Origin of the sequence: Aquimarina celericrescens (assembly GCF_042682765.1) — a bacterium.
In the GTDB taxonomy this organism is placed as follows: Bacteria; Bacteroidota; Bacteroidia; order Flavobacteriales; family Flavobacteriaceae; genus Aquimarina; species Aquimarina celericrescens.
The window spans coordinates 237,169-261,833 of the sequence record NZ_JBHUHY010000002.1 but is presented as its reverse complement, the minus strand read 5'-3'; the positions used below and the strand labels follow the sequence as shown (position 1 = coordinate 261,833).

Annotated in this window: 22 protein-coding genes; 13 read left to right on the top strand and 9 right to left on the bottom strand. The window is 34.1% G+C overall.

Annotation, left to right across the window (positions count from 1 at the left end):
- The first annotated feature begins 50 nt into the window (after positions 1-50).
- The 4 genes from menD (at position 51) to ACFSJT_RS01155 (ending at position 4,633) form a co-directional block, all read left to right on the top strand.
- Complete coding sequence (gene menD, locus ACFSJT_RS01170) at positions 51-1,766, top strand: 2-succinyl-5-enolpyruvyl-6-hydroxy-3-cyclohexene-1-carboxylic-acid synthase (RefSeq protein ID WP_378318350.1); 1,716 nt, start codon at positions 51-53, stop codon at positions 1,764-1,766.
- A gap of 113 nt (positions 1,767-1,879) precedes the next feature.
- Positions 1,880-2,221, top strand: a complete 342-nt coding sequence (locus ACFSJT_RS01165) for a DUF2853 family protein (RefSeq protein WP_378318349.1) — start codon at positions 1,880-1,882, stop codon at positions 2,219-2,221.
- A gap of 276 nt (positions 2,222-2,497) precedes the next feature.
- Entirely contained in the window at positions 2,498-3,331 is an 834-nt protein-coding gene (locus tag ACFSJT_RS01160; RefSeq protein ID WP_378318348.1) for a CvfB family protein, read from the top strand.
- Between the two features lie 321 nt (positions 3,332-3,652).
- Entirely contained in the window at positions 3,653-4,633 is a 981-nt protein-coding gene (locus ACFSJT_RS01155; protein WP_378318347.1) for an ion transporter, read from the top strand.
- Here ACFSJT_RS01155 and ACFSJT_RS01150 read toward each other — a convergent pair.
- Positions 4,614-5,033, bottom strand: a complete 420-nt coding sequence (locus ACFSJT_RS01150) for a hypothetical protein (RefSeq protein WP_378318346.1) — start codon at positions 5,031-5,033, stop codon at positions 4,614-4,616. The two genes, ACFSJT_RS01155 and ACFSJT_RS01150, sit on opposite strands and share 20 nt — an antisense overlap.
- A 148-nt stretch (positions 5,034-5,181) precedes the next feature.
- Between ACFSJT_RS01150 and ACFSJT_RS01145 the strand changes: the two genes are divergently transcribed.
- The 3 genes from ACFSJT_RS01145 to ACFSJT_RS01135 are packed head-to-tail and all read left to right on the top strand — an operon-like array spanning position 5,182 to position 7,527.
- On the top strand, positions 5,182-6,024 hold the full coding sequence (locus tag ACFSJT_RS01145; protein WP_378318345.1) for a 1,4-dihydroxy-2-naphthoyl-CoA synthase: 843 nt from the start codon (positions 5,182-5,184) through the stop codon (positions 6,022-6,024).
- Between the two features lie 54 nt (positions 6,025-6,078).
- The gene (locus ACFSJT_RS01140) at positions 6,079-6,855 is read left to right on the top strand and encodes a hypothetical protein (RefSeq protein WP_378318344.1); all 777 of its coding nucleotides are present in this window, start codon (positions 6,079-6,081) and stop codon (positions 6,853-6,855) included.
- Between the two features lie 51 nt (positions 6,856-6,906).
- Positions 6,907-7,527 (top strand): hypothetical protein, encoded by a 621-nt coding sequence (locus ACFSJT_RS01135; protein WP_378318343.1) that lies wholly within the window; start codon positions 6,907-6,909, stop codon positions 7,525-7,527.
- A gap of 4 nt (positions 7,528-7,531) precedes the next feature.
- Here the strand turns inward: ACFSJT_RS01135 and ACFSJT_RS01130 are convergent, their stop codons facing one another.
- From ACFSJT_RS01130 to aroB, 6 genes are all read right to left on the bottom strand, one after another.
- Positions 7,532-9,946 carry an alpha-ketoacid dehydrogenase subunit alpha/beta gene (locus tag ACFSJT_RS01130; RefSeq protein WP_378318342.1) on the bottom strand — a complete coding sequence of 805 codons (2,415 nt, stop codon included), beginning with the start codon at positions 9,944-9,946 and terminating at the stop codon, positions 7,532-7,534.
- A 198-nt stretch (positions 9,947-10,144) separates the two neighbouring features.
- Positions 10,145-12,973, bottom strand: a complete 2,829-nt coding sequence (locus tag ACFSJT_RS01125) for a gluzincin family metallopeptidase (protein ID WP_378318341.1) — start codon at positions 12,971-12,973, stop codon at positions 10,145-10,147.
- A 69-nt stretch (positions 12,974-13,042) separates the two neighbouring features.
- A complete protein-coding gene (locus ACFSJT_RS01120) occupies positions 13,043-13,732 on the bottom strand; it encodes an LOG family protein (protein ID WP_378318340.1) in 690 nt (229 codons plus the stop codon).
- 14 nt (positions 13,733-13,746) lie between these two features.
- Positions 13,747-16,587 carry an excinuclease ABC subunit UvrA gene (uvrA, locus tag ACFSJT_RS01115; protein ID WP_378318339.1) on the bottom strand — a complete coding sequence of 947 codons (2,841 nt, stop codon included), beginning with the start codon at positions 16,585-16,587 and terminating at the stop codon, positions 13,747-13,749.
- A gap of 260 nt (positions 16,588-16,847) precedes the next feature.
- Positions 16,848-17,504, bottom strand: a complete 657-nt coding sequence (locus ACFSJT_RS01110) for a hypothetical protein (RefSeq protein WP_378318338.1) — start codon at positions 17,502-17,504, stop codon at positions 16,848-16,850.
- 105 nt (positions 17,505-17,609) lie between these two features.
- Positions 17,610-18,680 (bottom strand): 3-dehydroquinate synthase, encoded by a 1,071-nt coding sequence (aroB, locus tag ACFSJT_RS01105; protein WP_378318337.1) that lies wholly within the window; start codon positions 18,678-18,680, stop codon positions 17,610-17,612.
- A gap of 168 nt (positions 18,681-18,848) precedes the next feature.
- Here aroB and ACFSJT_RS01100 point away from each other — a divergent pair, with 168 nt between their 5' ends.
- Genes ACFSJT_RS01100 through ACFSJT_RS01090 form a run of 3 tightly spaced genes read left to right on the top strand, consistent with a single transcriptional unit; the run spans position 18,849 to position 20,988 of the window.
- A complete protein-coding gene (locus ACFSJT_RS01100; RefSeq protein WP_378318336.1) occupies positions 18,849-20,021 on the top strand; it encodes a proline dehydrogenase family protein in 1,173 nt (390 codons plus the stop codon).
- Entirely contained in the window at positions 20,022-20,399 is a 378-nt protein-coding gene (locus tag ACFSJT_RS01095) for a VOC family protein (RefSeq protein WP_378318335.1), read from the top strand.
- 19 nt (positions 20,400-20,418) lie between these two features.
- Entirely contained in the window at positions 20,419-20,988 is a 570-nt protein-coding gene (locus ACFSJT_RS01090) for a pentapeptide repeat-containing protein (RefSeq protein WP_378318334.1), read from the top strand.
- A gap of 9 nt (positions 20,989-20,997) precedes the next feature.
- Here ACFSJT_RS01090 and pdxR read toward each other — a convergent pair whose 3' ends face one another.
- Positions 20,998-22,485 (bottom strand): MocR-like pyridoxine biosynthesis transcription factor PdxR, encoded by a 1,488-nt coding sequence (pdxR, locus tag ACFSJT_RS01085; protein WP_378318333.1) that lies wholly within the window; start codon positions 22,483-22,485, stop codon positions 20,998-21,000.
- A gap of 257 nt (positions 22,486-22,742) precedes the next feature.
- Here pdxR and ACFSJT_RS01080 point away from each other — a divergent pair, with 257 nt between their 5' ends.
- The 3 genes from ACFSJT_RS01080 to ACFSJT_RS01070 are packed head-to-tail and all read left to right on the top strand — an operon-like array spanning position 22,743 to position 24,242.
- Positions 22,743-23,402, top strand: coding sequence for a pyridoxamine 5'-phosphate oxidase family protein (locus ACFSJT_RS01080; protein WP_378318332.1), 660 nt, complete (start codon positions 22,743-22,745; stop codon positions 23,400-23,402).
- A 10-nt stretch (positions 23,403-23,412) separates the two neighbouring features.
- Positions 23,413-23,718 carry a DUF1272 domain-containing protein gene (locus ACFSJT_RS01075; protein WP_378318331.1) on the top strand — a complete coding sequence of 102 codons (306 nt, stop codon included), beginning with the start codon at positions 23,413-23,415 and terminating at the stop codon, positions 23,716-23,718.
- A gap of 2 nt (positions 23,719-23,720) precedes the next feature.
- Positions 23,721-24,242: a GNAT family N-acetyltransferase gene (locus ACFSJT_RS01070; RefSeq protein ID WP_378318330.1), complete on the top strand. Its 522-nt coding sequence runs from the start codon at positions 23,721-23,723 to the stop codon at positions 24,240-24,242.
- On the opposite strand, the gene ACFSJT_RS01065 is transcribed toward ACFSJT_RS01070, so the two are convergent.
- Positions 24,239-24,613 (bottom strand): hypothetical protein, encoded by a 375-nt coding sequence (locus ACFSJT_RS01065; RefSeq protein ID WP_378318329.1) that lies wholly within the window; start codon positions 24,611-24,613, stop codon positions 24,239-24,241. The two genes, ACFSJT_RS01070 and ACFSJT_RS01065, sit on opposite strands and share 4 nt — an antisense overlap.
- Positions 24,614-24,665 lie beyond the last annotated feature (52 nt).

The window sequence follows — 24,665 nt, the reverse complement described above, 5'->3', positions numbered from 1 at the left end:
TTTTAAAACATTGGGGTAAATTATTACGATATTGTACTTTAGCCATTCGAATGAAAACACGATTATATTCCAAAATCCCTTTAGCACAAACTATAGTTACCTTATGCGAAGCAAAAGGTATTCATCATATTGTTATTTCTCCTGGATCGCGTAATGCTCCTCTTACCATTGGTTTTAGTGAACATCCTGGTATGCATTGTTATAGTATCGTTGATGAGCGGTGCGCAGCATTTTTTGCCTTGGGAATTGCGCAGCAAATTAAAAAACCGGTAGCTCTTGTCTGTACCTCGGGTAGCGCTTTATTAAATTACTATCCTGCAATTTCAGAAGCTTTTTATAGTGATATCCCTTTGGTAGTACTAAGTGCCGATCGTCCCATAGAACGCATTGATATTGGAGACGGACAAACCATTCGACAGAAAAATGTATTTGAAAATCATATTCTATACTCTGCCAATCTATATTCTGAAGTAGTTGCAGAGACTAAAATAGAGGATGACAAGGTGCGTCAAAAACAACGTGAAGCACAAAAACATAATGAAAGAGAAATAAATCTTGCCTTAAATAAATCAATAGAACAAAAAGGCCCGGTTCACATTAATGTGCCTTTTTATGAACCTTTATATGACAAGTTAGAAAACCCGACAATTGTACCAAAAAATATACCAGTAGAATATCCAATACATCATATTTCAGATGGTTTACAGGCAGAAATGCTATCAGTCTGGAATTTGGCAAAACGAAAGATGGTATTAATTGGTGTAAATTCACCTGGAATAATTGATCAAAAATGGATTAGGCATTTGGCAGATGATCCTTCGGTATTGGTCCTTACAGAAACTACTTCAAATATCCACCATGCATCGCATATTAATTGTATTGATCAATTAATTACGTCCTTAACAGATGATGAATTTAAAGCTTTGCAACCCGATGTTTTATTAACTATTGGAGGTATGGTAGTTTCAAAACGAATAAAGGCTTTTCTACGTAATTATCAGCCACAATCACATTGGCACATTGATGAGAAAAAAGCATATGACACTTATTTTTGTCTTACCGAACATATAAAATTACATCCAAATGTATTTTTTTCAGAATTTTTACCCAATACAAAATCTAATCATAGTGATTATAAGTCCTTTTGGATTTCTATAAGAGACCAAAGAAGAAAAAAACATCAAGAGTATCTTAACAAAGTTTCATTTAGCGATCTTAAAGTATTTGAAACTATTTTTGATAAAATCCCTGGTGGGCAGATGATACAGCTAAGCAATAGCTCTACGGTACGCTATGCACAGTTATTTTCATTAAATCCATCATTCAAAGTTTTTTGTAACAGAGGGACCAGTGGTATTGATGGTAGTACTTCTACTGCTATAGGTGCTGCAATAGCTTCAAAAACTCCAACTACGCTGATTACGGGAGATCTAAGCTTCTTTTATGACAGCAATGGATTATGGAACGAGTATATTCCTTCTAATTTTAAAATTATTATAATCAATAATAATGGAGGAGGTATATTTAGAATTTTACCGGGTAAGGAAGAAAGTAGCAATTTTAGCACTTTCTTTGAAACTACGCATGATTTATCCGCGATACATTTATGTGAAATGTTCGGTTTCGAATATCATGCAGCTCATAGTTTGGAAGAGGTTGTTCAACACATTCAAGTAATGTATCAAAACAATAACTTACCCCAATTACTAGAGATTTTTACTCCCAGAAAAGAGAACGATAGTACTTTAATCGATTATTTCAAGTAGTTCGTCTAATAATGACTTCTTATTATACTTTATAGACGATTTAATCATTTATAATTCATCTATATTTGGATAACATTAAGAATTAACTAAAAACCTAAAACATTTATCATCTTATGAGTAAAAGAGACGAACTAATAACTAAGTACGCAGCCGACATTAAGGATAAAATTGGTCAAACTCCCGACATGGATCTTTTAACAAAAGTTACCATAGGCTGTGGCCCTTCAATTTATAATGCAGATGCAGCTACGGTATCAGGAAGTGATCAAGGCGAGCTGGATACAGTAAAGAAAAATTTCTTAATCAAAAAATTAGGACTTTCTGATGGAGCAAAATTAGATGAAGCTATTGCTTCAGTAATGGATGCTTATGGTAAATCAAATCGTAATAAATACAGAGCAGTCGTTTATTATTTATTAACGAAGCACTTTGGAAAAGAAGCTGTTTACAAATAGTAAAGAAGATTTTTAAAATTTTGAAAGGTGTTTTGATCATAAAAACACCTTTTTTGTTTAAAATAATTAAGAAAGAATGAACTCATCTTGGCTTTTTCTATTTCCTAAAAAATGACTAAGATTCACCAATGTTTCGTTCTTGTTCTTAACCTTAGCGCTGCTAGGGCTTTCAAAAAGTGCCTCATTTGATTAAGTTTTAGCTCATTTTCGGTTAAACACAAAAAGTCAAGATGAGTTCAATATTAAAGAAGTATCTTTGCGCAAAAATTACAAAGAATGCTTGCGTTAGGAGTTTATAATACATTAGAAATATTAAGAGATAGAGAACCAGGACTTTATCTTGGTGATGATGACGGGAATGAAGTGCTACTTCCTAATAAATACGTGCCCGAAGAGTTTGAAATTGGGGATAAATTAAAGGTTTTTGTGTATTTGGATAGTTCAGAAAGGGTAGTAGCTACTACGCTGGAACCCTATGCTACTGTAAAATCTTTTGCCTATTTGAAATGTACCAGCGTTTCAGACATTGGAGCTTTTTTAGATTGGGGGTTAGAGAAAGATCTCTTTGTCCCTTTTAAAGAACAGGCTTCAAAAATGAGAGTTGGGAGCTGGTATTTGGTGTATGTGTATCTTGATGAAGAAACCAACCGTTTAGTAGCGTCAAGTAAAACTAATGCATTTCTAGATAATTCGTTAGTACTACTTTCTTCATATGACGAAGTGGACTTAATAGCTTCCCACCCTTCTCCTCATGGATGGAACATGATTGTGAATCAAAAACATCTGGGGTTGGTATACTCAGACGAAATTTTTCAGAAAATTACTCCAGGCGATCAATTAAAAGGTTTTATAAAAAAGGTTAGACCAGATGGTAAAATCGATCTTACCTTGCAACGTCATGGTTATAGAGGAATCGAGCCAAATGCTCAGCAAGTTCTAAATGAATTGAAAGTGAGTGGTGGTTTTATAGATTTGAATGATAAATCTGATCCCGAAGATATCAAAGAAGTTTTTCAATTAAGTAAAAAAAGCTTTAAAAAAGCAATAGGTTCTCTTTATAAAGCAAGAAAAATTAGCATAGAAAAGGACGGAATTAGATTACTGGATTAAACCCGGATTATTCATAAAAAATCCCTGCCTTTGCCGGCAGGCAGGTATTACAGCTTGAAATCGCTTCAAAACATAGCGCTCCGCTGCATTTTCAAGTTTAACCAGAGCGCTGCTATGCAAAAACTTGTAAAATACTAGGTTTTATTGCGTTTTCAACCTTCATAACGAAGTTTTAATGCATAATCCGGGTTAAACCAAATAGTCTATAATAAATTCAATTAAAATAGGTTAAGTAACAGAGAGGCAATACTATAATTTAATATTTTTTTAAATTTAAAGTCTCAAAACTAAATAATAACAACAACTTAACCTTTTTCTTACATGGTGGCACTATGCAAAAAGATTGCTCAATCTAAGTGGTTTCAGAATTTTATTATTTCAGTAATTATCCTTGCCGGAATCATGGTTGGGATACAAACTTATGGAGAAAAAGTTGATCAATGGACTCCCATTATAGATGTTATTGATTGGATCATTCTAATCATATTTACTGTAGAGGTTTTTATTAAAATCACAGCCGAAGGAAACCAACCGCAAAATTATTTTAAAGATACCTGGAATTTATTTGATTTCTTCATTGTAGTTGCCTGCTTCGCAGGCCCATTTCTTGGAGATAATGCAGAATTTTTACCCGTGTTAAGACTCATACGAATTCTTAGGGTATTTAAATTGGTAACAGCACTACCTGAGTTACAACTTATTGTGGGAGCACTTCTAAGGAGTATTCCTTCAATGGCATACATTAGTCTTCTGCTTGGATTGCTGTTTTATATTTACGGTGCTATGGCTGTATTTTTATTTGGACCTAATGATCCTATACATTTTGAGAATTTACAAACGGCAATCTTATCACTTTTTAGGGTTATAACTCTCGAAGACTGGACTGATATCATGTATATTAACATGTATGGTTGTGATAACTATGGCTACGGGGGAAATGAAGCTTTATGCACTAATTCTTATGCTTCACCCGTTTTAGCATCTTTTTTCTTTGTTTCTTTTGTTTTAATCGGAACAATGATAGTGCTCAATTTATTTATAGGGGTTATCATGAACGGTATGGATGAAATGAAAGCCGAAACAGAGGTAAAAGCGAGGGTTCAGAGAAAGAAAAAAGAAAGCGGTACAGATCTAAAAAATGAAATCCATCTTTTGGTAGATAAAGTTGATGCACTGAAACAGGAACTAAGTTTGCTTACTCATCTTTACGAAGAAGAGAAAAACATAAAACCATTGCTAAAAGACCTGAATACACAAGTAAACGGAAGTGCAAAGAAAGTTTTTAATAAGCAAGCCCGGTAATCGGGCAGAAAGCTCCACTATATAAACTAGCATCTTTATAAGCGGTGTTTTTAATTTCTCCTGTGCTATTTACATTAGCATTGTAACCATTTCCTGAAACACTAAACCCTACATTTCCTTTCTTTGGCTGTGGAAATGAAAAATTGTATTCAGATTGTATAGATTTATTGTCGGGCAGTAACATCATTGGTGAGGCATTTTTTTTCAAATATTGTTGCCTGAGATCAACACTTAAATCTACTTCGAGTAATTGATATGTATTGATATTCGAGTTGTCATTAACAAGGGATAAAGGAGCGCCTAGTTGCTCCCATGCTATAGTAATGGATTTTATATTATTTTCTTGTCCGTATGACAAGAAACTAATGCTACCAATAAGTATTACTACTAAGCTCTTCATGATCGTAAATATATTATCAATTCACATAAAAATTATCAAAAACTATGCTAAAATTTTTTCAGAACTAAATATTAGGGACATTTACCCTATAAATCATATGGCAGGATATGCTATATTGTATTATTTTTGATGAATTAAAAAAAATACAATGAGTTCAATAGACTGGAAAACTGCAAAAGAATATCAAGATATTACCTATAAAAAATCAAATGGAGTTGCGCGTATCGCATTTAACAGACCTAATGTACGTAATGCTTTTCGCCCCCAAACGACAAGTGAGCTTTATGATGCGTTTTATGATGCACAAGAAGATACTTCAATCGGAGTTGTATTACTTTCTGCTGAAGGACCTTCTACAAAGGATGGGGTATATAGTTTTTGTAGTGGTGGTGATCAAAAAGCCAGAGGGCATCAGGGATATGTTGGCGAGGATGGAATGCATCGATTAAATATTTTAGAAGTTCAAAGGCTTATTCGATTTATGCCTAAAGTTGTAATAGCAGTAGTGCCAGGATGGGCAGTAGGAGGTGGGCATAGTCTTCATGTGGTTTGTGATCTCACGTTAGCGAGCAAAGAACATGCAATTTTTAAGCAAACCGATGCAGATGTGACCAGTTTTGATGGGGGATATGGGTCTGCATATTTGGCAAAAATGGTGGGTCAAAAAAAAGCACGAGAGATTTTCTTCTTAGGAAGAAATTACTCTGCTCAAGAGGCCTATGAGATGGGAATGGTCAATGCGGTTATTGCTCATGATGATCTTGAAGAAACTGCATATGAATGGGCTCAGGAAATTCTAGAAAAATCTCCCACATCTATCAAGATGCTTAAATTTGCAATGAACCTTACCGATGATGGAATGGTCGGACAACAAGTATTTGCAGGAGAAGCAACACGATTAGCATATATGACAGAAGAAGCAAAAGAGGGAAGAAATGCATTTCTTGAGAAGAGAAAACCAAACTTCAAAGATATTAAGTGGATTCCTTAATTTGCATATTCTTCATTAATAGTTTTGACTGCAAGGGATTAATCGTTTTATAACATGGATAAAAAAGAAGAAGAAATCTTATCAATGCATTATCAGATTGAAAAAACTGATATAAAGCAACAAAAAATGGAAGATCGGCTTATGTCGATCTCTAAAGAACTAAAAAAAAGTAAGAAGATAAGTAATTTATATTTTTTTTTAATAGTTGGACTTATTGTATTAATGGCTACAGGAAGTTTTTATTTAATTGAGAATGATGCATCTTTTTCTTCTGAGAATGCCAATGAAATTGAGAAATTACAGGTAATTAATGATTCTTTACAAAAAGAATTGACAAGACTTAGAGTAGATATTTCTGAACAAAGAGAAGGTTCAGCGATACTACAAGATTCATTAGAAATGGCAAAAGAATTAGCCACTGATACACTGGATGGCAAAGCAAAATTAAAGTTTGAAAGACAATATTGCTATGTAAAGAAAGCTTTTAAAAGTAATGATGCAATTTTTGTTGAAGCTGATTTTATAGAATATTATGAGGGTAGAAAAGCAGTAAAAAAGGCCAAAGAATATGGGGAAGCCGAATATGATATAGATAAAAACGGTGATACATTGTATTTTTTGTATAATAATTATTATATTCATAACCAGAATTCTTCATCAAGAATTTTAGAACTTGACGATAAAGCGAGAGTGAGAATTGAAAGTATAAATCAAATCTCTAGTGGTTTTCCGTTAAAAGCTTTTCAGAGAATAATTAAGGACAATCCAATCTTAATTCTGGAGATCAATAATGGAATTGTTTATAGAATAACCCAGCAAAAACTCCTTTAAGCGTGGTGAATTTATCTTTAAAATAACTATAACCCCACAAACTACCCCAACATGAAGGTTATTAAAGATGAGGATCTTTTGTCATTACATAGTCAGATAGAAAAATCCGAGATTAAACAACAAAAGCTTGAAGAAATACTCGAATTAGAGATCGAAAAGCTTAAAAAGAGTAAAAAAACGAATAGATTGTATGGGTCATTCTCTGTGATCTTTTTATTAGTAGCAGTTTTTCTCGTTGCTAATGCGTTCTATTCTAGTAAATCTTCGTCCGAAACGATTTCAGAAATTGATCATACTGAAGAAATATCTTTGATTCAGAGTGAATTGGAATCGGCAAAGAAAGAGTTAGACCTGTTAAAAGCAGAAAACGCTAAGATTGAAGAAATTGAGAACTTATATCTGTACAGGAGCCTGATCAATAAAGACACGGTCTATTCGGTTCAGATAAAAGCGCTGAACGATAGCAAAATTCTTTCGGTTTCTGAGAAGTTCACAAATACATTAGTGTACAATGATGATTCTCTATATAAGTTGAGTCTGGGAATCTTTGAAACATTATCTGAAGCGCAAGACTTTAGAAAAACTCTTATACAATCGGGTTTATTGGACAAAAGAATATTTGTGATATCTTATAAAGACGGCAAACGCATCAAAATTGAAGATTTTCAATAAGGAATTATCTTAATTCTGGATAGTTTGTTGGGTCGGCTTCTGCTAGTATAGCATAAGTTTTCTCAAAAATATCTTCTACAGAAGGTTTGCTAAAATAATCTCCGTCGGTTCCAAATGCTGGCCTATGGGGCTGTGCACTTAATGTTTGAGGCTTACTGTCTAAATATTGATATACATTTTGTTCGTCGATCAATTTATGTAAAATATATCCAGTTGCTCCTCCTGGAACATCCTCATCTATGATTAATAATCTATTGGTTTTGGAGACACTTTTCACGATATCATGATTTAGATCGAAAGGAACCAAAGATTGTACGTCTATAACTTCGGCATTAATACCAACAGATAATAATTCTTTTGCTGCTTGCTCTACCATTCTTAATGTAGAACCATAAGATACAAGGGTAATGTCTGTTCCTTCTTTAATGGTTTCAACCACACCTATAGGGGTTCTTATTTCAGATAAATTAGAAGGCATTTTTTCTTTTAGGCGATATCCATTTAGACATTCTACAACCAGTGCTGGTTCATCACTATCTAACAAAGTATTATAAAAGCCCGCCGCTTTTGTCATGTTTCTGGGGACTAAAATGTACATACCTCTTAACAAATGAACAAGTCCTCCCATTTGAGAGCCAGAGTGCCAGATTCCTTCTAGTCGATGTCCTCTTGTTCTTACAATTAAAGGTGCTTTTTGTTTTGCAAATGTACGATAGCGTAGTGTAGCCAGATCATCACTCAATCCCTGTACACAATATAATATATAATCAAGATATTGAATTTCTGCTATAGGCCTAAGTCCGCGCATGGCCATACCGATACCTTGTCCTATAATTGTAGCTTCACGAATACCTGTATCAGAAATTCTTATTTCTCCGAATTTTTCCTGAAGACCTTCTAATCCTTGGTTCACATCACCAATTTTGCCACTATCTTCACCAAAAATAAGTGTTTCAGGGATTTTGCTAAATAAATTTTCAAAATTATCTCTTATTATAATTCTACCGTCTACAAGCTCAGAATTCTCATCATATTCTGCTTTTACTTCTATGATGTTGGTAGCTTTAGAATCATATTCATTGTATAGGTGATCGCTATATTTTGGTTGTATCTTTTTAAAATACTCATTTATCCAATTCTGAAGTGTAGATTTTTCAGTAAAATTTTCTTTGGTTATATATCTTAAAGTTTTTCTTGTTGCTTCAAGAATATCCTTACGTACTGGATCTTCTTTGGAAGAGAGTGTATGAACTAGTGGTGATATAAAATTCTTATTTGCACTTTTGCTTTCTATTACTTTTAGAAGAGTTAATGCTTCCTGTTGCTCTGATTTTATTTCAGAAAGATAAGCGTTCCAAGCATTATTTTTTCCTTGTCGCACTTCTTTTTTGGAAGTTTTTTCAATATCAAGAAGTTCTTCTTCTGTTGCAATATTATGGTCAATAATCCATTCTTTGAATTTCCGATTACAATCATGCTCTCTTTCCCACTGTAATCGTTCTTCACTTTTATATCGTTCATGAGAACCAGAAGTAGAGTGTCCTTGAGGCTGTGTAAGCTCTTTTACGTGAATAATAACAGGAATATGTTTTTCTCGTGCTAATTCATCTGCAGTTTTGTACGCATCAATTAATGCAGGATAATCCCAACCGTTAACTTTAAGGATTTCATAACCCTCATGCTTTTCATCACGCCTAAAACCTTCTAGGATTAAAGAGATATCCTCTTTTGTGGTTTGGTGTTTTGCATGCACAGAAATACCATATTCGTCATCCCAAATACTAATAACCATCGGTACTTGTAATACACCACCCGCGTTTACTGTTTCCCAGAATAAACCTTCACTGGTACTCGCATTTCCTATAGTACCCCAAGCCACCTCATTTCCTTTATCTGAGAAATTTGAAAAATCAGCGACACTCTTCTCGTTACGATATACTTTAGAGGCTTGAGCAAGGCCAAGAAGTCTTGGCATTTGACCAGCAGTTGGGGAAATATCTGAACTTGAATTTTTCTGTTGAGTTAGATTTTTCCAGCTACCATCTTCATTTAAACTGTGGGTCGCAAAATGACCTCCCATTTGTCTTCCTGCCGCAAAAGGTTCTTTATCAATATCTGTATGCGCATATAATCCGGCAAAGAACTGTTCTACGTTATATTGTTCAATTGCCATCATAAAGGTTTGATCTCTATAGTACCCAGATCTGAAATCACCGTTTCTAAAAACTCTCGCCATCGCTAGCTGCGGTAATTCTTTTCCATCTCCGAAGATCCCAAATTTGGATTTACCTGTCAATACCTCGCGTCTACCCAAAAGGCTACACTCTCTACTGATACATGCTATTTTGAAATCTCTAAGTATTTGATTTCTATATTCTTCAAAGGATATGTTAGATGAACTTATTGTTTCAGGTTGCATACGAACGACAATTTTAGGTTTGCAAATTTAACTAAAATACAAACCAATTGCAAGGTGTAAACTCTTAAATTTATTGAATATATGTTACTTAAAATGGACTTTTGTTGAGAATTTGTCTTTTTTAACTCTTAATTTAAGGATTGGTTAACAAATATTCAAAATTTTCACATTTGTTTTCTGGTAAAGAATTTGGGGTTATTAATACCATTCTCTGGTGAAGAGACCAATCAAAGTTTCGGGACTTAGCGTTATAATAAATCTAATTTGCTGGTCATAATTTGGTTGTGCTATTTCCCACCCCTTATTAGAAACTACAGGAAAAAAGACTTCGAAGTAATCAGCAACCAAACTTAGTCTAATACCAGCATCAAACACATATTTTGCTGAAACACCTTTATTTTTTACTATACCCACGTCTCCATACGCATAAATCCAATTCCAGATATTCGTATTTGCATTAAGCGTGGTAATCCATTGATTAGCAAACGGAAATTCTAATTGAGATTTAAAACCTCCTTCTGCAATAATAATTTGTTGACTCACTAAGCCAGTGTCCTCACTACGTCCTAAATAATTAAAGTCGAATAAATAATCCGTAGGTCTATCTAATGCAAAACTAAAGAAATCCCCATCTTTTTCTGTATCGTTGAAAATAAACGCACCTGCAAATAATCGAAGATTTAATTGACGATTGTTAAGAAACAATTTTCTGTAATTTATGGTCGTAGAAAGTTTACTAAAGTTTTTAGATATTTGATAATCTACAGAATAGCCTAAAAAATTAATAAGATTGAAATCTGAATATCTGTAGCGAGCGTTAAAAACATTATAATCAGGAGTTGCTACTGGGTTTTCTTCATTTCTTTCTCTAAAAACGTTCACATTTCTAAGTGTGAGTCTTTGTTTCACGTTTGACCGAAGATTTTCTGGCCTAAAAAGAAAGCTAGCCGAAGTAGAAAATCTTCTAAACAATAAATCAGGGGCATAACTAAACATATTTGCATTTATACCATATCTAATTTGATAGAGTCCGTGTTCTGCTATTTGATCTCTTAAGAAAAAAGCCGCCGACCCAAGTAATTTATTAGACTTGAGTCCGTATGCAGGCGATATATTGTATTCAAAATCACGTCTAATGATTGATTTGTTATAAAACTTTCCTGCGATCACAAAGCCATCATAAACATTAAACTCAAACTCGGGAATCACAAATAATTGGTTGTACCTTGGATCTTCAACATCTTCTAATACTCTAAATTGAATGGGTTTATTGAATATCCATTTTAGATTCCTGTAGTTATTACGTCTATTAACTTCTGGTATATTTTGGTCGTAGTCTAAAACAAGTTTTGTTATATCCTCATTTGCAATTTTGACTTTCTTTGTGCCTGTAATATTAGTAACCCAAGTTTTTGAAACAACATCCTTTTTTCTTAAGCCAACAAGGGAAACCGGCATTGAATTATTTCTTTTATTCTTTATAGTTACTTCTATCGAATCTTTTCTTTTTTTAACAGATTTGATCTTAAAATCTATTTTTTCGTTTGTTTTTACAAAATCCTCAAAAAACCATTCTACATCCTTATCAGAGATAGATGTCAAGATTTCTTTATATTTTTCAGAGCTTGTATATTGCAATACATTTTGAGTGTAGTACTTTTTAATACTGGTGTCTACAATATTATCATCTCCAAGATAATCTTCAAGGTATTTGAAGCCTACACCAGCTTTATAAGCATTTGCTATATTTTGGTTAAACTTTACCAGCTTGTCGCGTGGCGTAGATAATGGTTGATCCAGAAATAATCGAGCCATATTTTTGTAGGCGAGAAAATACTGATCATTAAAGTCCAGATCGGCCGCGTGAAACCAACGTATACCTATTACTTTGCTTAGTTTTCCTATAATTTTCATCTCTGGATAAAATTGCTCAGTGTAAGACATCATGAGATAAATATGAATAGCATCCCTTATCCAGGAATCGTTTCTGGGGTTAATAATTAGTGTGTTTTCAAGATATTTTTCAGTAATTGCTTTGAGTTGTTTTATTTCATATTGAAAGCCATCAGGAAAGGGTCTTAAAATATCAGGAAGTTGGTTTAAACCGTATACAGGATTGTTTTTATAGTCACTTTCAGAGACCAGAATTTTATCAAACGGGTACTGCCCTAATTTTTTATGTAAAAAGCTCAGTATTCTTTCGGTCGCCACAATTTTCATCTCGGGCATTAAATCATTATCTTCTATATTACTTATAAATTCGACACCATTTGTTGGAAAACTATAAAATCTGCCTGTTCGTTCTATGTATAGATTTACCTCATTTCTGTTGTTACCCTTGAGTTGTATCGTTTTTGTTTTTTCTTCTTCAGCAGAAAGAATAGTTTTCTTATTTAATTCACTAACAACATGATAACCATGGGGTACCGTTATATTTATTTGGTAATTAGATATTGGAGCATAAAGATCGTCTAGATTTTTATGGCTGTATATATTCCATTTAGTATCGTAAATAGCAGGAATAATATACCAATATTTAAGATCAAAGTTTCCATTAGGGTGATACCCATATCTTGTAAATTTACTACTGGCAACCTTTATTTTATATTTTAAAATAAAGGTTTGGCTCTCTCCTGGGTAAAGTGGTTTAGAACTTTCTATCCACATAATGTCTGGTAAACCTTTGTGGCGTCCCCATTTTAGTGACTTTGCTGTTTTGTCGGTAACATTTTGAATGATGGTGCTTCCGCGTTCATAATCCTTTGCAAAATAAAATCGTTTCAAAAAATCTTCAGAAAATCGTTTGCCAAGAGGCGTGGTTTTACTGGAAAAACTATTGGCCCAATCATGAAAAAACACTTCATTTAATGTGTCATTAGAAGAGTTTGTATAAGTAATCTCTTGTTCTAAAGATAATATTTTCCTTTCAACATCAAGGCTGGCATCTATTCTAATATTGTTTTGCGCGGATGCGACAAACACTGTAAAAAGTGAAATTATTATATGATAAATGAGTGTGGTTTTCAATTTTTGTAAGAAAAAGTTATGTTTTTAAGCGGCCTTTAACATTAATAACTCTTTTAGCGATTCAATGTTTCAGAAATTTGGACTCAAATTATACTGAGCATAGAACTTATCTAAGATTTGTAGTACTTCTTCTGGTGTATCTACTACATGAATAAGATCTAGGTCTCCAGGACTTATATTTTCAAACTTGCTCAACAATGTGTTTTTTATCCAATCGATAAGACCACTCCAAAAGTCTGTACTTACCAGGATAATCGGGAATTTTGCTATCTTCTTTGTTTGTATTAGAGTCATTGCTTCGAAGAGTTCATCCAATGTACCAAAACCACCCGGCATTACAACAAATCCCTGAGAATATTTTACGAACATTACTTTACGAACAAAGAAGTAATCAAAATCTAGACTTTTATCATTATCTATATAGGGGTTGTCATGTTGCTCAAAAGGTAAATCAATATTTAACCCTACCGAAGTTCCTCCTCCTAAATGTGCTCCTTTGTTACCTGCTTCCATGATCCCAGGACCACCGCCAGTAATAACTCCATATCCATTATCAACTATTTTTTTGGCAATATCTACAGCTAATTGATAATATTTATTTTCGGTCTTAGTTCGTGCAGATCCAAAAATAGATACGCAAGGGCCAATTTTGCTCATTTTTTCGAATCCATTTACGAATTCTCCCATGATTTTGAAGATTGCCCAGGAATCATTGGTTTTTATTTCATTCCACCCCTTGTGATGTTGTTGTTCTCTCATTTGTATGATATTCTTTAATTTAAAACGCCGAGTTCTCTTTTTAGAAACCTCGCGGTATAACTTTTCTTATTTTTTATAATTTCTTCTGGAGTACCCTTTGCAACGACCTGCCCACCATTTTTACCTCCTTCATAACCAATATCAATTATATAATCTGCCATTTTGATTACATCTAAATTATGTTCAATGATTAAAACGGTGTTTCCTTTATCTACCAATTTATTTAAGACTTCCATTAAGACCCGTATATCTTCAAAATGAAGCCCGGTTGTGGGTTCGTCAAGAATATAAAACGTATTTCCTGTATCTCTTTTTGATAATTCTGTGGCTAATTTAATTCGTTGCGCTTCGCCGCCGGATAATGTAGTTGATTGTTGTCCTAAGGTTATATATCCTAAACCTACATTTTGAATAGTTTTGAGTTTTCTTGAAATTTTTGGGATATGTTCAAAGAAAACACAGGCTTCATTCATTGTCATTTCAAGAACATCGGATATCGATTTCCCTTTGTATCTAATCTCTAAAGTTTCTCTATTAAATCGTTTTCCCTGACATGTTTCGCATTCTACATATACATCTGGGAGGAAATTCATTTCAATTACTCGCAAACCACCACCTTTACAGGTTTCACATCTACCACCGGTTACATTGAAGCTAAATCGTCCGGGTTTGTAACCCCTGATCATTGCCTCTGGTGTTTTGGCAAATAAACTTCGTATTTCAGAAAACACGCCAGTATACGTAGCCGGATTAGACCGTGGTGTACGACCAATGGGAGATTGGTTGATATCAATTACTTTATCTGAATGTTCAAGTCCTTTTACACTCTTATATGGCATAGGTTTTTTAACCCCATTAAAATAGTAGGCATTTAGAATGGGGTAGAGTGTTTCATTAATTAAAGTCGATTTGCCACTTCCGGAAACCCCGGTAACTGCTATCATTTTTCCTAGTGGTAAATCTACAGAAACATCTTTTAGGTTATTCCCTGTAGCTCCTTTTAGTGATATTTTCTTTCCGTTTCCTTTTCGACGTATCGACGGAATTTCAATTTGTTTTTTACCACTTAAATAATCGGCAGTAAGTGTGTCGTGTTCTTGTAATTCTGATGGTGTGCCTTCGCTAATAATCTCTCCGCCATGTTTACCCGCAAACGGACCAATATCGATAACATGATCAGCTCGCGCTATCATATCTTTATCATGTTCTACAACAATAACCGAATTACCAATATCCCTAAGTTGAATTAGAGAATTGATCAGTTTTTCATTATCTCTTTGATGCAAGCCAATGCTTGGTTCATCCAGGATATAAAGTACACCAACTAATTGTGATCCTATTTGTGTTGCCAATCGTATACGTTGTGCTTCGCCACCAGAAAGAGATTTACTACTGCGGTTTAAAGAAAGATAGGTAAGACCGACATCCACCAAAAACTGAAGTCTTGCATTAATTTCTTTTAATATTTCACCAGAGATCTGTTTTTGTTTTTCACTCAACTGCTCAGGAAGGGCCTTGAACCAATCGGCAAGTTCAATAATGTCCATCCCGGCTAGTTCTGCAATATTCTTTTCATTTACCTTAAAATATAAGGATTCCTTGCGTAATCGTGATCCATGGCATTCTGGACATTGAATATTGTCCATAAAATCTCGCGCCCATCTTCGCAAAGAGGTAGAATCGTTATTGTTATAGGTATTTTCTATAAACGTAGCGACTCCTTCAAAATCAATTTTATACTCTCGGGTGACGCCTAAAGTCTTGCTATTTATACTAAATTTTTCATTCCCTCCATGAAGTATAACATGCATAGCTTCTTTAGGAATCTTTTTTATGGGATCGCTAAGCTTGAAATCAAAACGCTTAGCAATAAGTTCTAGTTGCTTAAAAACCCAGTTATTTTTTTGTGGACCTTGAGGTGCCAAACCACCGTTTTTGATAGATTTTGAAGTGTCCGGAATGATTTTTTTAAGGTTTACTTCATAAAGGTTTCCAATACCATTACACTTGGGACAAGCTCCTTTTGGAGAGTTGAATGAAAAGTTATTAGGTTCTGGATTGGGATAGGAAATTCCGCTGGATGGACACATTAAATTACGACTAAAAAAACGCACCTCCTGGGATTCTTGCTCAATTACCATGAGCACGTCGTCTCCATGGTACATAGCTGTATTAATGGTTTCCATGAGACGTTTAGAATTTTCCTGATCTTTGGTGACCATAAGCCTGTCAATTACAATCTCAATATCATGAGTCTTGTATCGATCAAGTTTCATCCCTTTAGTGATGTCCTTTATTTCACCATCTGTTCTAACTTTTACAAATCCTTGTTTTGCGATTTGTTCGAAAAGTTCACGATAGTGACCTTTTCTGGAACGTACAATGGGAGCCAGTATATTTATTCTTTTTCCATTAAAATCTTTTAGAATTAGATCTTTAATTTGTTCGTCGCTATAGCTTACCATTTTTTCTCCGGTATTGTAACTATAGGCATCGCTTCCCCTGGAATATAATAGTCTCAGAAAATCATAAATTTCTGTGATAGTCCCAACCGTACTGCGTGGACTTTTACTGGTAGTTTTTTGTTCTATTGCGATTACTGGTGAAAGTCCATCAATTTTATCTACATCAGGACGTTCTAATCCGCCCAAAAACTGGCGTGCGTAGGCAGAAAAAGTTTCAATATACCTTCGCTGTCCTTCTGCATAAATAGTATCGAAGGCCAGAGATGATTTACCAGAACCCGATAATCCTGTTATTACAACTAGTTTTTCCCTAGGAATAGTAACATCAATATTTTTTAAGTTATGCACTCGTGCTCCTAAAACCTCAATATTTTCTTTTGATACGACCATAAAATTTTAACCAAGATGGCAAAGGTAGTTATTTGATTGCGTTTTGTGAAATAGGTTTAGTCTTGGTTTTGTGAATTACACATATTTTTTAATTAAAGAATCAAAAAACTATAAAAAATAATGGTTAGGGAGTATCCTATCTGCGGTCCACTTAAACCAGAAAACATTTATTGCTCTGCGTTTACAAGGGTAAAAACCCTATGTCGAAAAAGGGTTAAATCCGGTAGCACTTATTTCAAAACTTTTTCTTGCAATTGTGATTATTCATTCCAGGCTTTTAAGTTAGAAATCGGAATATTAAAGCCAAGTAATTTATGTTTTTGCGACAAATAGGCTCCACTTTGTGTGATTGTCCAGCCTTCCCAGGTTGCTTCAATACCTCCAATCGGAATAATTGAAACCCACATTTGAAAACTGGTGGGTAAGTAATTCTTGTCAACTTTCCATAAATAAGAGTCTCCGGGAGTAGTTCCGCCAGAGCGATAGGTAACCAATAAACTCTTGCTATCATCATCAAGAGTAATCAGGCTTCGTGTAACTCCTTTATCAAACAACTTATGTGGAGCTACAATCCAAAATGAATCGTTGTTAAAATACCCTTGTGCAGTATTTATAAGCTCTTTTACCTCCTTCTGAGTATGATCTTTATTCGCTAAAAAACTATGATGAGGTGCATTAAGATCTAGATGTGCGGTATGTTTCTCCCATTGTACCTTCACTGTATTTTGTCTTCTATCCCATAAATAATGATGTTTATTTCTAAAACTCCACTGTATGTAATCAGTATCCAGATATAGATCGTGTTTGACAGCTTCTTGAATTCTTAATGCAAAACTATCTGCTTCTGGCCCAGTTTTTCCTTCAGGAAGTTTCTTGTTCAACGAAAAATATACGAAAGCAATTGCTAAGATTGTCAATGTAAAAATGCTTACTAAAAAGATTTTCACGAGCTTAAAAAGTTTCTTTTTCAATATTTTTTTTTGAAGTTTGTAAATGGTTTATAAAAGTATAACAATTATGAATTAGAGGGAATTGTAATATTCAAAAGCCTTTATGATTAGTTCATCTGACACTTGACAGTTGTATTTTGCTTCTCCTATTGTATTTAGCAAAACAAACAATATAATTCCTTTTTCATTCTTTTTATCATGAATGAGAAGTTCCATGATTTTCTCATAATCCTTAGAAGCGATTTCAATTTTTGGGAAAGTAGCCAAGATTACATCACTTATATGTTGAAGGTCTTCTTGAGTCACAGAAAGTAATTCTGACGATATAAAAGCCTCCATAATCATTCCGATAGCGATGGCTTCACCATGCAAAAATGTAGGCTTCTCAGGATGTGTAAGGTAAAAGGACTCTATAGCATGACCTATTGTATGCCCGAAATTAAGATATTTTCTGATGTTTTGTTCTGTAGGGTCTTTCAAAACAATATTATTTTTGATAACTACAGAATCATAAATCATTTGATCTAGGTCGTCTAATTCTAATTGCGATAAATCACTTAATTTTTCCCAGTATTGTCTGTCTTGTATAAGTCCGTGTTTAAGCATTTCAGCAAATCCGCTGCACATTTGATTTACCGGAAGGGTTCCCAAATATTCTGTATCCACCAGAACCATTTCAGACTCACTAATCACTCCAACCATATTTTTTAGATTGCCAAGATCTACACCGGTTTTTCCGCCAACAGAGGCATCTACCATAGCTAATAAAGAAGTCGGAACATTAATATAGTTAATTCCTCTTTTATAGGTACATGCAACAAACCCACCAAGATCCGTCACGACCCCACCACCAAGATTAATGAGTAAACTTTTTCGATCAAAACCTAATTCTGATAGTGCGTTCCAGATGCCACTACAGGTTTCAATATTCTTGTAAATTTCGCCTGCTTCAATTTCTATGATTTCAATATCGTATTCCTTTTCAATTTTGCTCATCAATAGGGGCAAACAAAGTTCATGAGTATTGCTATCCACCAGGATACCGATTTGAGAATGATTTGCTTTTTCTAGATAAGAATTTAATCTCGTATAGCATTCCTGGCCGAAATATACTATCGAATCTTTTGAAACTATAGGCTTCATACACTACTTGAATTATGTGGGACGAAATTAAGCAGAATTTAGATCAAAATAAACTCGCATGTTTTATATTTGCAGATATGATAAAATTATTATGAAGTTTTTATATAAATTGATCACATTATCATAAAAGTACATTCAAACCTGAAGATTCCTAAAAATTAATTGTTGATGGTGCAAAATAATTTATTCGATAATACTAAGACAGCATTCGCTTTAAAAAGTGATTCTGAGTTAGAAAGGGCCTATTTTTTGTTTAAAATGATATCAAACGAACCTTTGGTAAGAATTGGTACTGCGGTTACAAACTTTGCGATAAAAGCACATCTGCCGGTACAAGGATTGATACGAGCCACAGTATTTGATCATTTTTGTGGAGGTGTAAGTGAGGAAGATTGCCTGCCCGTTGTAGATAAGATGTATGATAAGAAGGTTTGCTCTGTATTAGATTATTCTGTAGAAGGGAAAGAGGAAGAGGCTCAATTTGATGCGGTTTTGGAAAAAACGATACAACTTCTTGAGTTTGCCGATCAAAAGGAAGCAATGCCTTTTGGAGTTTTTAAGCCAACAGGATTTGGACGCTTTTTGCTATGGCAAAAGAAAACCGAAGGTACCCCCTTAACTGCAGAGGAAGAGGAAGAATGGAAGCGAATAGAACAACGTTTTGATAAAGCATGTAAAAAGGCTTATGAATGTGATGTTTCTTTATTAATTGACGCAGAAGAAAGCTGGATGCAAGATGCAGCAGATGAACTTGTTTCTAAAATGATGCGTAAATACAATAGAGAAAAAGCTATTGTGTATAATACATTGCAAACATATAGGCATGATCGTTTAGCATATTTGCAAAAATTGCATGAAGAGGCCAGGGTTTATGACTTTAAGATCGGTGTAAAAATTGTACGTGGGGCTTATATGGAAAAAGAAAATGAGCGTGCAAAAGAAAATGGATATCCTACGCCAATTTGTAAAGACAAAAATCATACAGACGAAAACTTTAATACGACTATGAAGTATATTTTACAGAATATAAAGGATATTTCAGTTTTTATAGGGACTCATAACGAAGCAAGTAGTTATTTGGCGATGAATTTAATGAGAGAACTTGGTATAGTGCGGAATGATCCGCGAGTCTGGTTTGGTCAGTTATATGGGATGAGCGACCATATAAGTTTTAACCAGGCCAAAGAGGGCTATAATGTTGCGAAATATGTGCCCTTTGGACCCGTAAGAGATGTAATGCCGTATTTGATTCGTAGAGCAGAGGAGAATACTTCTGTAGCGGGGCAAACGAGCCGGGAGTTAAATTTACTATCTCAAGAGAGAAAACGAAGAAAGTTATAAATGAATTTAAATCAGGTAACTGTACCTTCAATAGATGTAGAAAATTCTATTTCTTTTTATAAAAAATTAGGTTTACGTCTAATTGTAGAAGCATTACCGCATTATGCACGCTTTGAATGTATAGAAGGAAATGCAACTTTCTCGATACATCAAGTAGAAACCTTACCCAAAGGGGACGGAGTTTATATATACTTTGAGACAGAAAAATTAGATCAGGAGGTAGATAGATTAATTGCTGAAGGTATACAGTTTGATCATTTACCAAAGGATCAAACCTGGCTTTGGCGCGAAGCAAGACTCAAAGATCCCGATGATAATCAAATCATTTTGTATTTTGCCGGGGATAATAGAAAAAACCCGCCTTGGCGAGTTGAATAGTTAGCTCAAAATTACACTCATGAGTAACCTTGCCATAAATCAAACTTATGAAAATCAAGATTTCTCTGGTAAAAGACTACCAGCCAGAGAATACGACAATTGTATTTTTATAAATTGTGATTTTACAGAAACCAATATGTCTGCCGTTACCTTTTTAGAGTGCACCTTTGATACTTGCAATTTTAGTTCAGTAATGATGAAAGAAACTTCATATCAGGAAGTGTTATTTACAGAATGTAAGATGTTAGGGCTAGATTTCAGTAATTGCAATGATTTTATGTTTTCTGTTAAGTTTTATACATGTAATTTAGAATATACGTCATTTTCTGAATTTATTCTTAAAAACACCGTATTCAATGCTTGTAATTTAAAGGAAGTAGATTTTACAGAGGCCAATCTCATGGGTTCTATATTTAATAATTGTAACATGTCCCATGCTATTTTTGAGGGAACCAATTTAGAGAAAGTAGATTTCAGAACAGCTGAGAATTTTATAATTGATCCCGAGAATAATAAACTCAATAAAGCAAAGTTCAGTAGATCCGGGCTTTCTGGATTGTTAGCAAAATATAATTTGATCATAGAGTAAGATTTGATTTCACAGATTTTTGAAAACCTTTTGTATTCGATCAATAACCTCGTGAATTTCTTCTTCATCCAAAGATGCAAATCCCATTCGAATACCATTATGCCCTAGATTATTAGGATCGTATCGTTGCCATTCTGGATTTAACTCTAAATTATGATTATAGGCTTCATTAACCACATTATCCCAATGGTATTTTTTGTTCAGTTTTACCCAAACAGCCATACCACCATCGGGGATTTCAAAATCAAAATAATCACTAAGTCTTTCTTTTAATAAAGAACAAAATAAGTTGCGGCGAGATCTGTAAATCTTCAGTACTTTATTGCAATGCCGTTGTATATCTCCGGCAGTGATCATGCTAGCCAACGTTTGTTCAAGTAAGGTGTCGCCTTGTCGATCTATAATACGTCTTAATTTGGCTGCTTCATCTATGAAGTCTTTTGGACCAACCATGTAACCTACCCGTACTGCCGGAGCTATAATTTTGGTAAAACCACCTATGTAGATTACATTTCCGTTGTAATCATTACTTGCCAACGGCAGGATAGGAGCATTACTATAATGAAAATCATAGTCATAATCATCTTCTATAATTGCGAACTTATATTGTTGCGCTAATTGCAGTAAATGCATGCGTCTCTTGGCAGAAAGTGTTACAGTGGTAGGATGGTGATGATGAGAGGTAACATATACGGCAGTTACATTTTTAATTTTACATATTACTTCAATTGCATTTGTATCTATTCCGTTAGCATCAACTGGGACATTTTCTATTACCGCATTTGCATCTTCAAAAGTGTTGTCGGCGGTCAGGTAATTTGTGACTCCCGTAATAACCCTGGTTTTTTTGGTAAATAGTAATTGACTTGCGAGGTAGATTCCCATTTGACTGCCTCTGGTAATTAAAATATTGTCTATGTCAAGATGTAACCCTCGGGTTTGGTTAAGATAGGTTGCCAAAGCATTTCTTAAATCTTCATTACCATAAGTCGAGCCATAAGAAAGTAAATTTTGGCTATATCTTTTTTTGGTAATGTTTCTATAAGTTCTGGCAATTTCTTGAATAGGAGCTAGACGATGATCTGGTGACCCATCATTCACTTTTATTAGTTGTTCGGTATTTTTAGGCGTTCTTGAGGAACCACAAAATAGATTTGGCCTGGAGATAAACAAAAAGTTGCTCTTAAGCTTGAGCTTGTTTAAACTATCGGTATTTGAAAAGCTACTTGGATTAATAATGGGTAATGAATTTGATACAAATGTTCCTTTAGATGGAAGCGTTTCTATCCAACCCTGAACGATAAGTTCGTTATAGGCAGCAACTACTGTTTTACGATGAATATTTAAATCTTCTGAAAGTCTTCGGGAGCCAGGTAATTTTGCAGATGGGGATAATTTGCCGGATTTAATAAATCCTATGATTTGATCAGATAATTGAAGATATAAATTTCGATTTGCTTGGCGGTCTAATACAATATTATTTTTGAGAGGAAACATAACCGGACTATAATATATTTAAAAACTGGATCACTACAACGATCCATAAAACTAGTATTTTTGGAAGAGAAATAAAAGAAATACCGTTTCGTAAATATTACGTTACAATTATATCGGAATATTAGCGGCTGTCTTGAGAATTGAAGCAATCATTTTGACTTTAAGTTGATGTATGCAGAGTACTTTACTGTTCATTAATGACATTTTTGATCTTTTTCAGCCTCTGTAAGTCAATAAAATATCTAATTTATAGTACAATGACAGAATTTCTAAAATCAGAGTTAAACAAAGTAAAAAGAGGACCCAAAAGAGCTAATTATGATGTAGCCACATTATATGCAATTTTGGATGATGCTTTTTTATGCCATGTGGGATATATTTTTGAAGGGAAAGCCATTGTTATTCCTACAGCCTATGCCAGAAAAAATGATAAAATTTATATTCATGGCTCTTTAAAAAACCGGATGATGTTGAGCATATTGAGCGCTGGTGAGGCCTGTGTATCAGTAACACTTTTAGACGGATTAGTGCTTGCCAGATCGGCTTTTCATCACTCTGCAAATTATCGATCTGTAAATGTTTTTGGTACCGTAAAAAAAGTTGACAATCCAAAAGAAAAAATGGATGCATTAGCTTGTATATTGAATCACATGGTTCCCGGCCATTGGGATAACGTGAGACAACCAAACGATAAAGAGTTTAATGCTACTTTGGTTTTAGAGATCAGCATAGATTCAGCATCAGCGAAGATTAGGGCAGAGGGTGTGAATGATGAAGTTGAAGATCATAAGTTACCTATTTGGGCGGGAGTAGTGCCCATCAGACAAATAGCTTTTGAAGCAATTTCGGATAAAGATTTACCAGAAGAAACCGAAGTACCTGAGGCTGTTTTAAGGTATGTTGAAAATAATAGATAAAGCGAAGTATATGTTGGAAATAAGGCCCACATGTGAGAATTGTAACAAGTCTTTGCCTAATCATAGTAGTGAAGCTATGATTTGTTCTTTTGAATGTACCTTTTGTAAAGATTGTGTAGCTGTTATTTTGCAGAATGTATGTCCTAATTGTGGTGGCGGATTTGAGAAAAGACCAACGCGACCAGAAAACTGTTTAACTGGTAATTGTGTAGAAAAATATCCTTTAGGTTCAAGAATAGTTCATAAGTCCGTGGATGAAGATAAATTCCAAAAGATTCTAGAAACTTTTAGAGATATTGAACCAAGAAAAAGATGAGTATGATTACTATTAAAGTAGCAACTCTAGATGATGCAGAAAGTATTTCGTTTTTAGGAAAAAAGACCTTTGACCAGTCTTTTGGGCATCTTTTTCATGATCGAATTGATCTTACGAGTTATTTGAATGAAACGTTTTCTTACGAAAAGATATCAAATAGCATTAGCAAGACGCACAATATTTATTGGATAGTTTATAAAGGAAATCTATCTGTTGGATATGCTAAATTGAAACTTAATTCATCATCTAAATTTATTAAAAGTGATAAGATTTGTAAACTGCAAAAGATTTATTTATGCAGAGGCACTTCCTCAAAGGGGATTGGAAGTGTGTTGCAACAAATAATCTTCGATAAAGCCATAGATCAGGGCAATGAACACCTTTGGTTATCTGTATTGAAGCAAAATAAGAGAGCTATTACTTTTTACGATCGAAATAAATACCAGATCGTAGGAGATCATTCCTTTATAATTGGAAAACAAAAGTTTGATTTTTGGGTAATGAGTAAAAAACTAATTAATTAGTGAGTCACATCGAGGCTATTGATTTTGGCAATAGAATCACAATTTTCGATCGACATTGATATGGTCTTTTCTTTTATGATTCCTTCAACAAAATAAGTTCTACAAGAATCTAGTTGAGTATTACTTTTCGAGAAATCAACTGTCCCTTTTAAAAGTAAGGAGGATACATCTGCGGTGTCAACTTTATAGGATTCCATAGTAGCCAAAGCTTGTTCAGAGAATACTCTTTCTTTTGATCTGATGTTTTTAAGAACCCTGGAGGTTGGACTATAATCACAAGAAGTTTTTTTTCCGCCCAAAAAGAAAAATAATAGAATGAGTCCAATTGCAAATCCGCCCAAATAATAAAACAAACGCTGCGCTAATTTCATACATCAAAAAATTGTGAAGCCAAAAGTAAGTATTTTTTAAGTTTTAGGGATT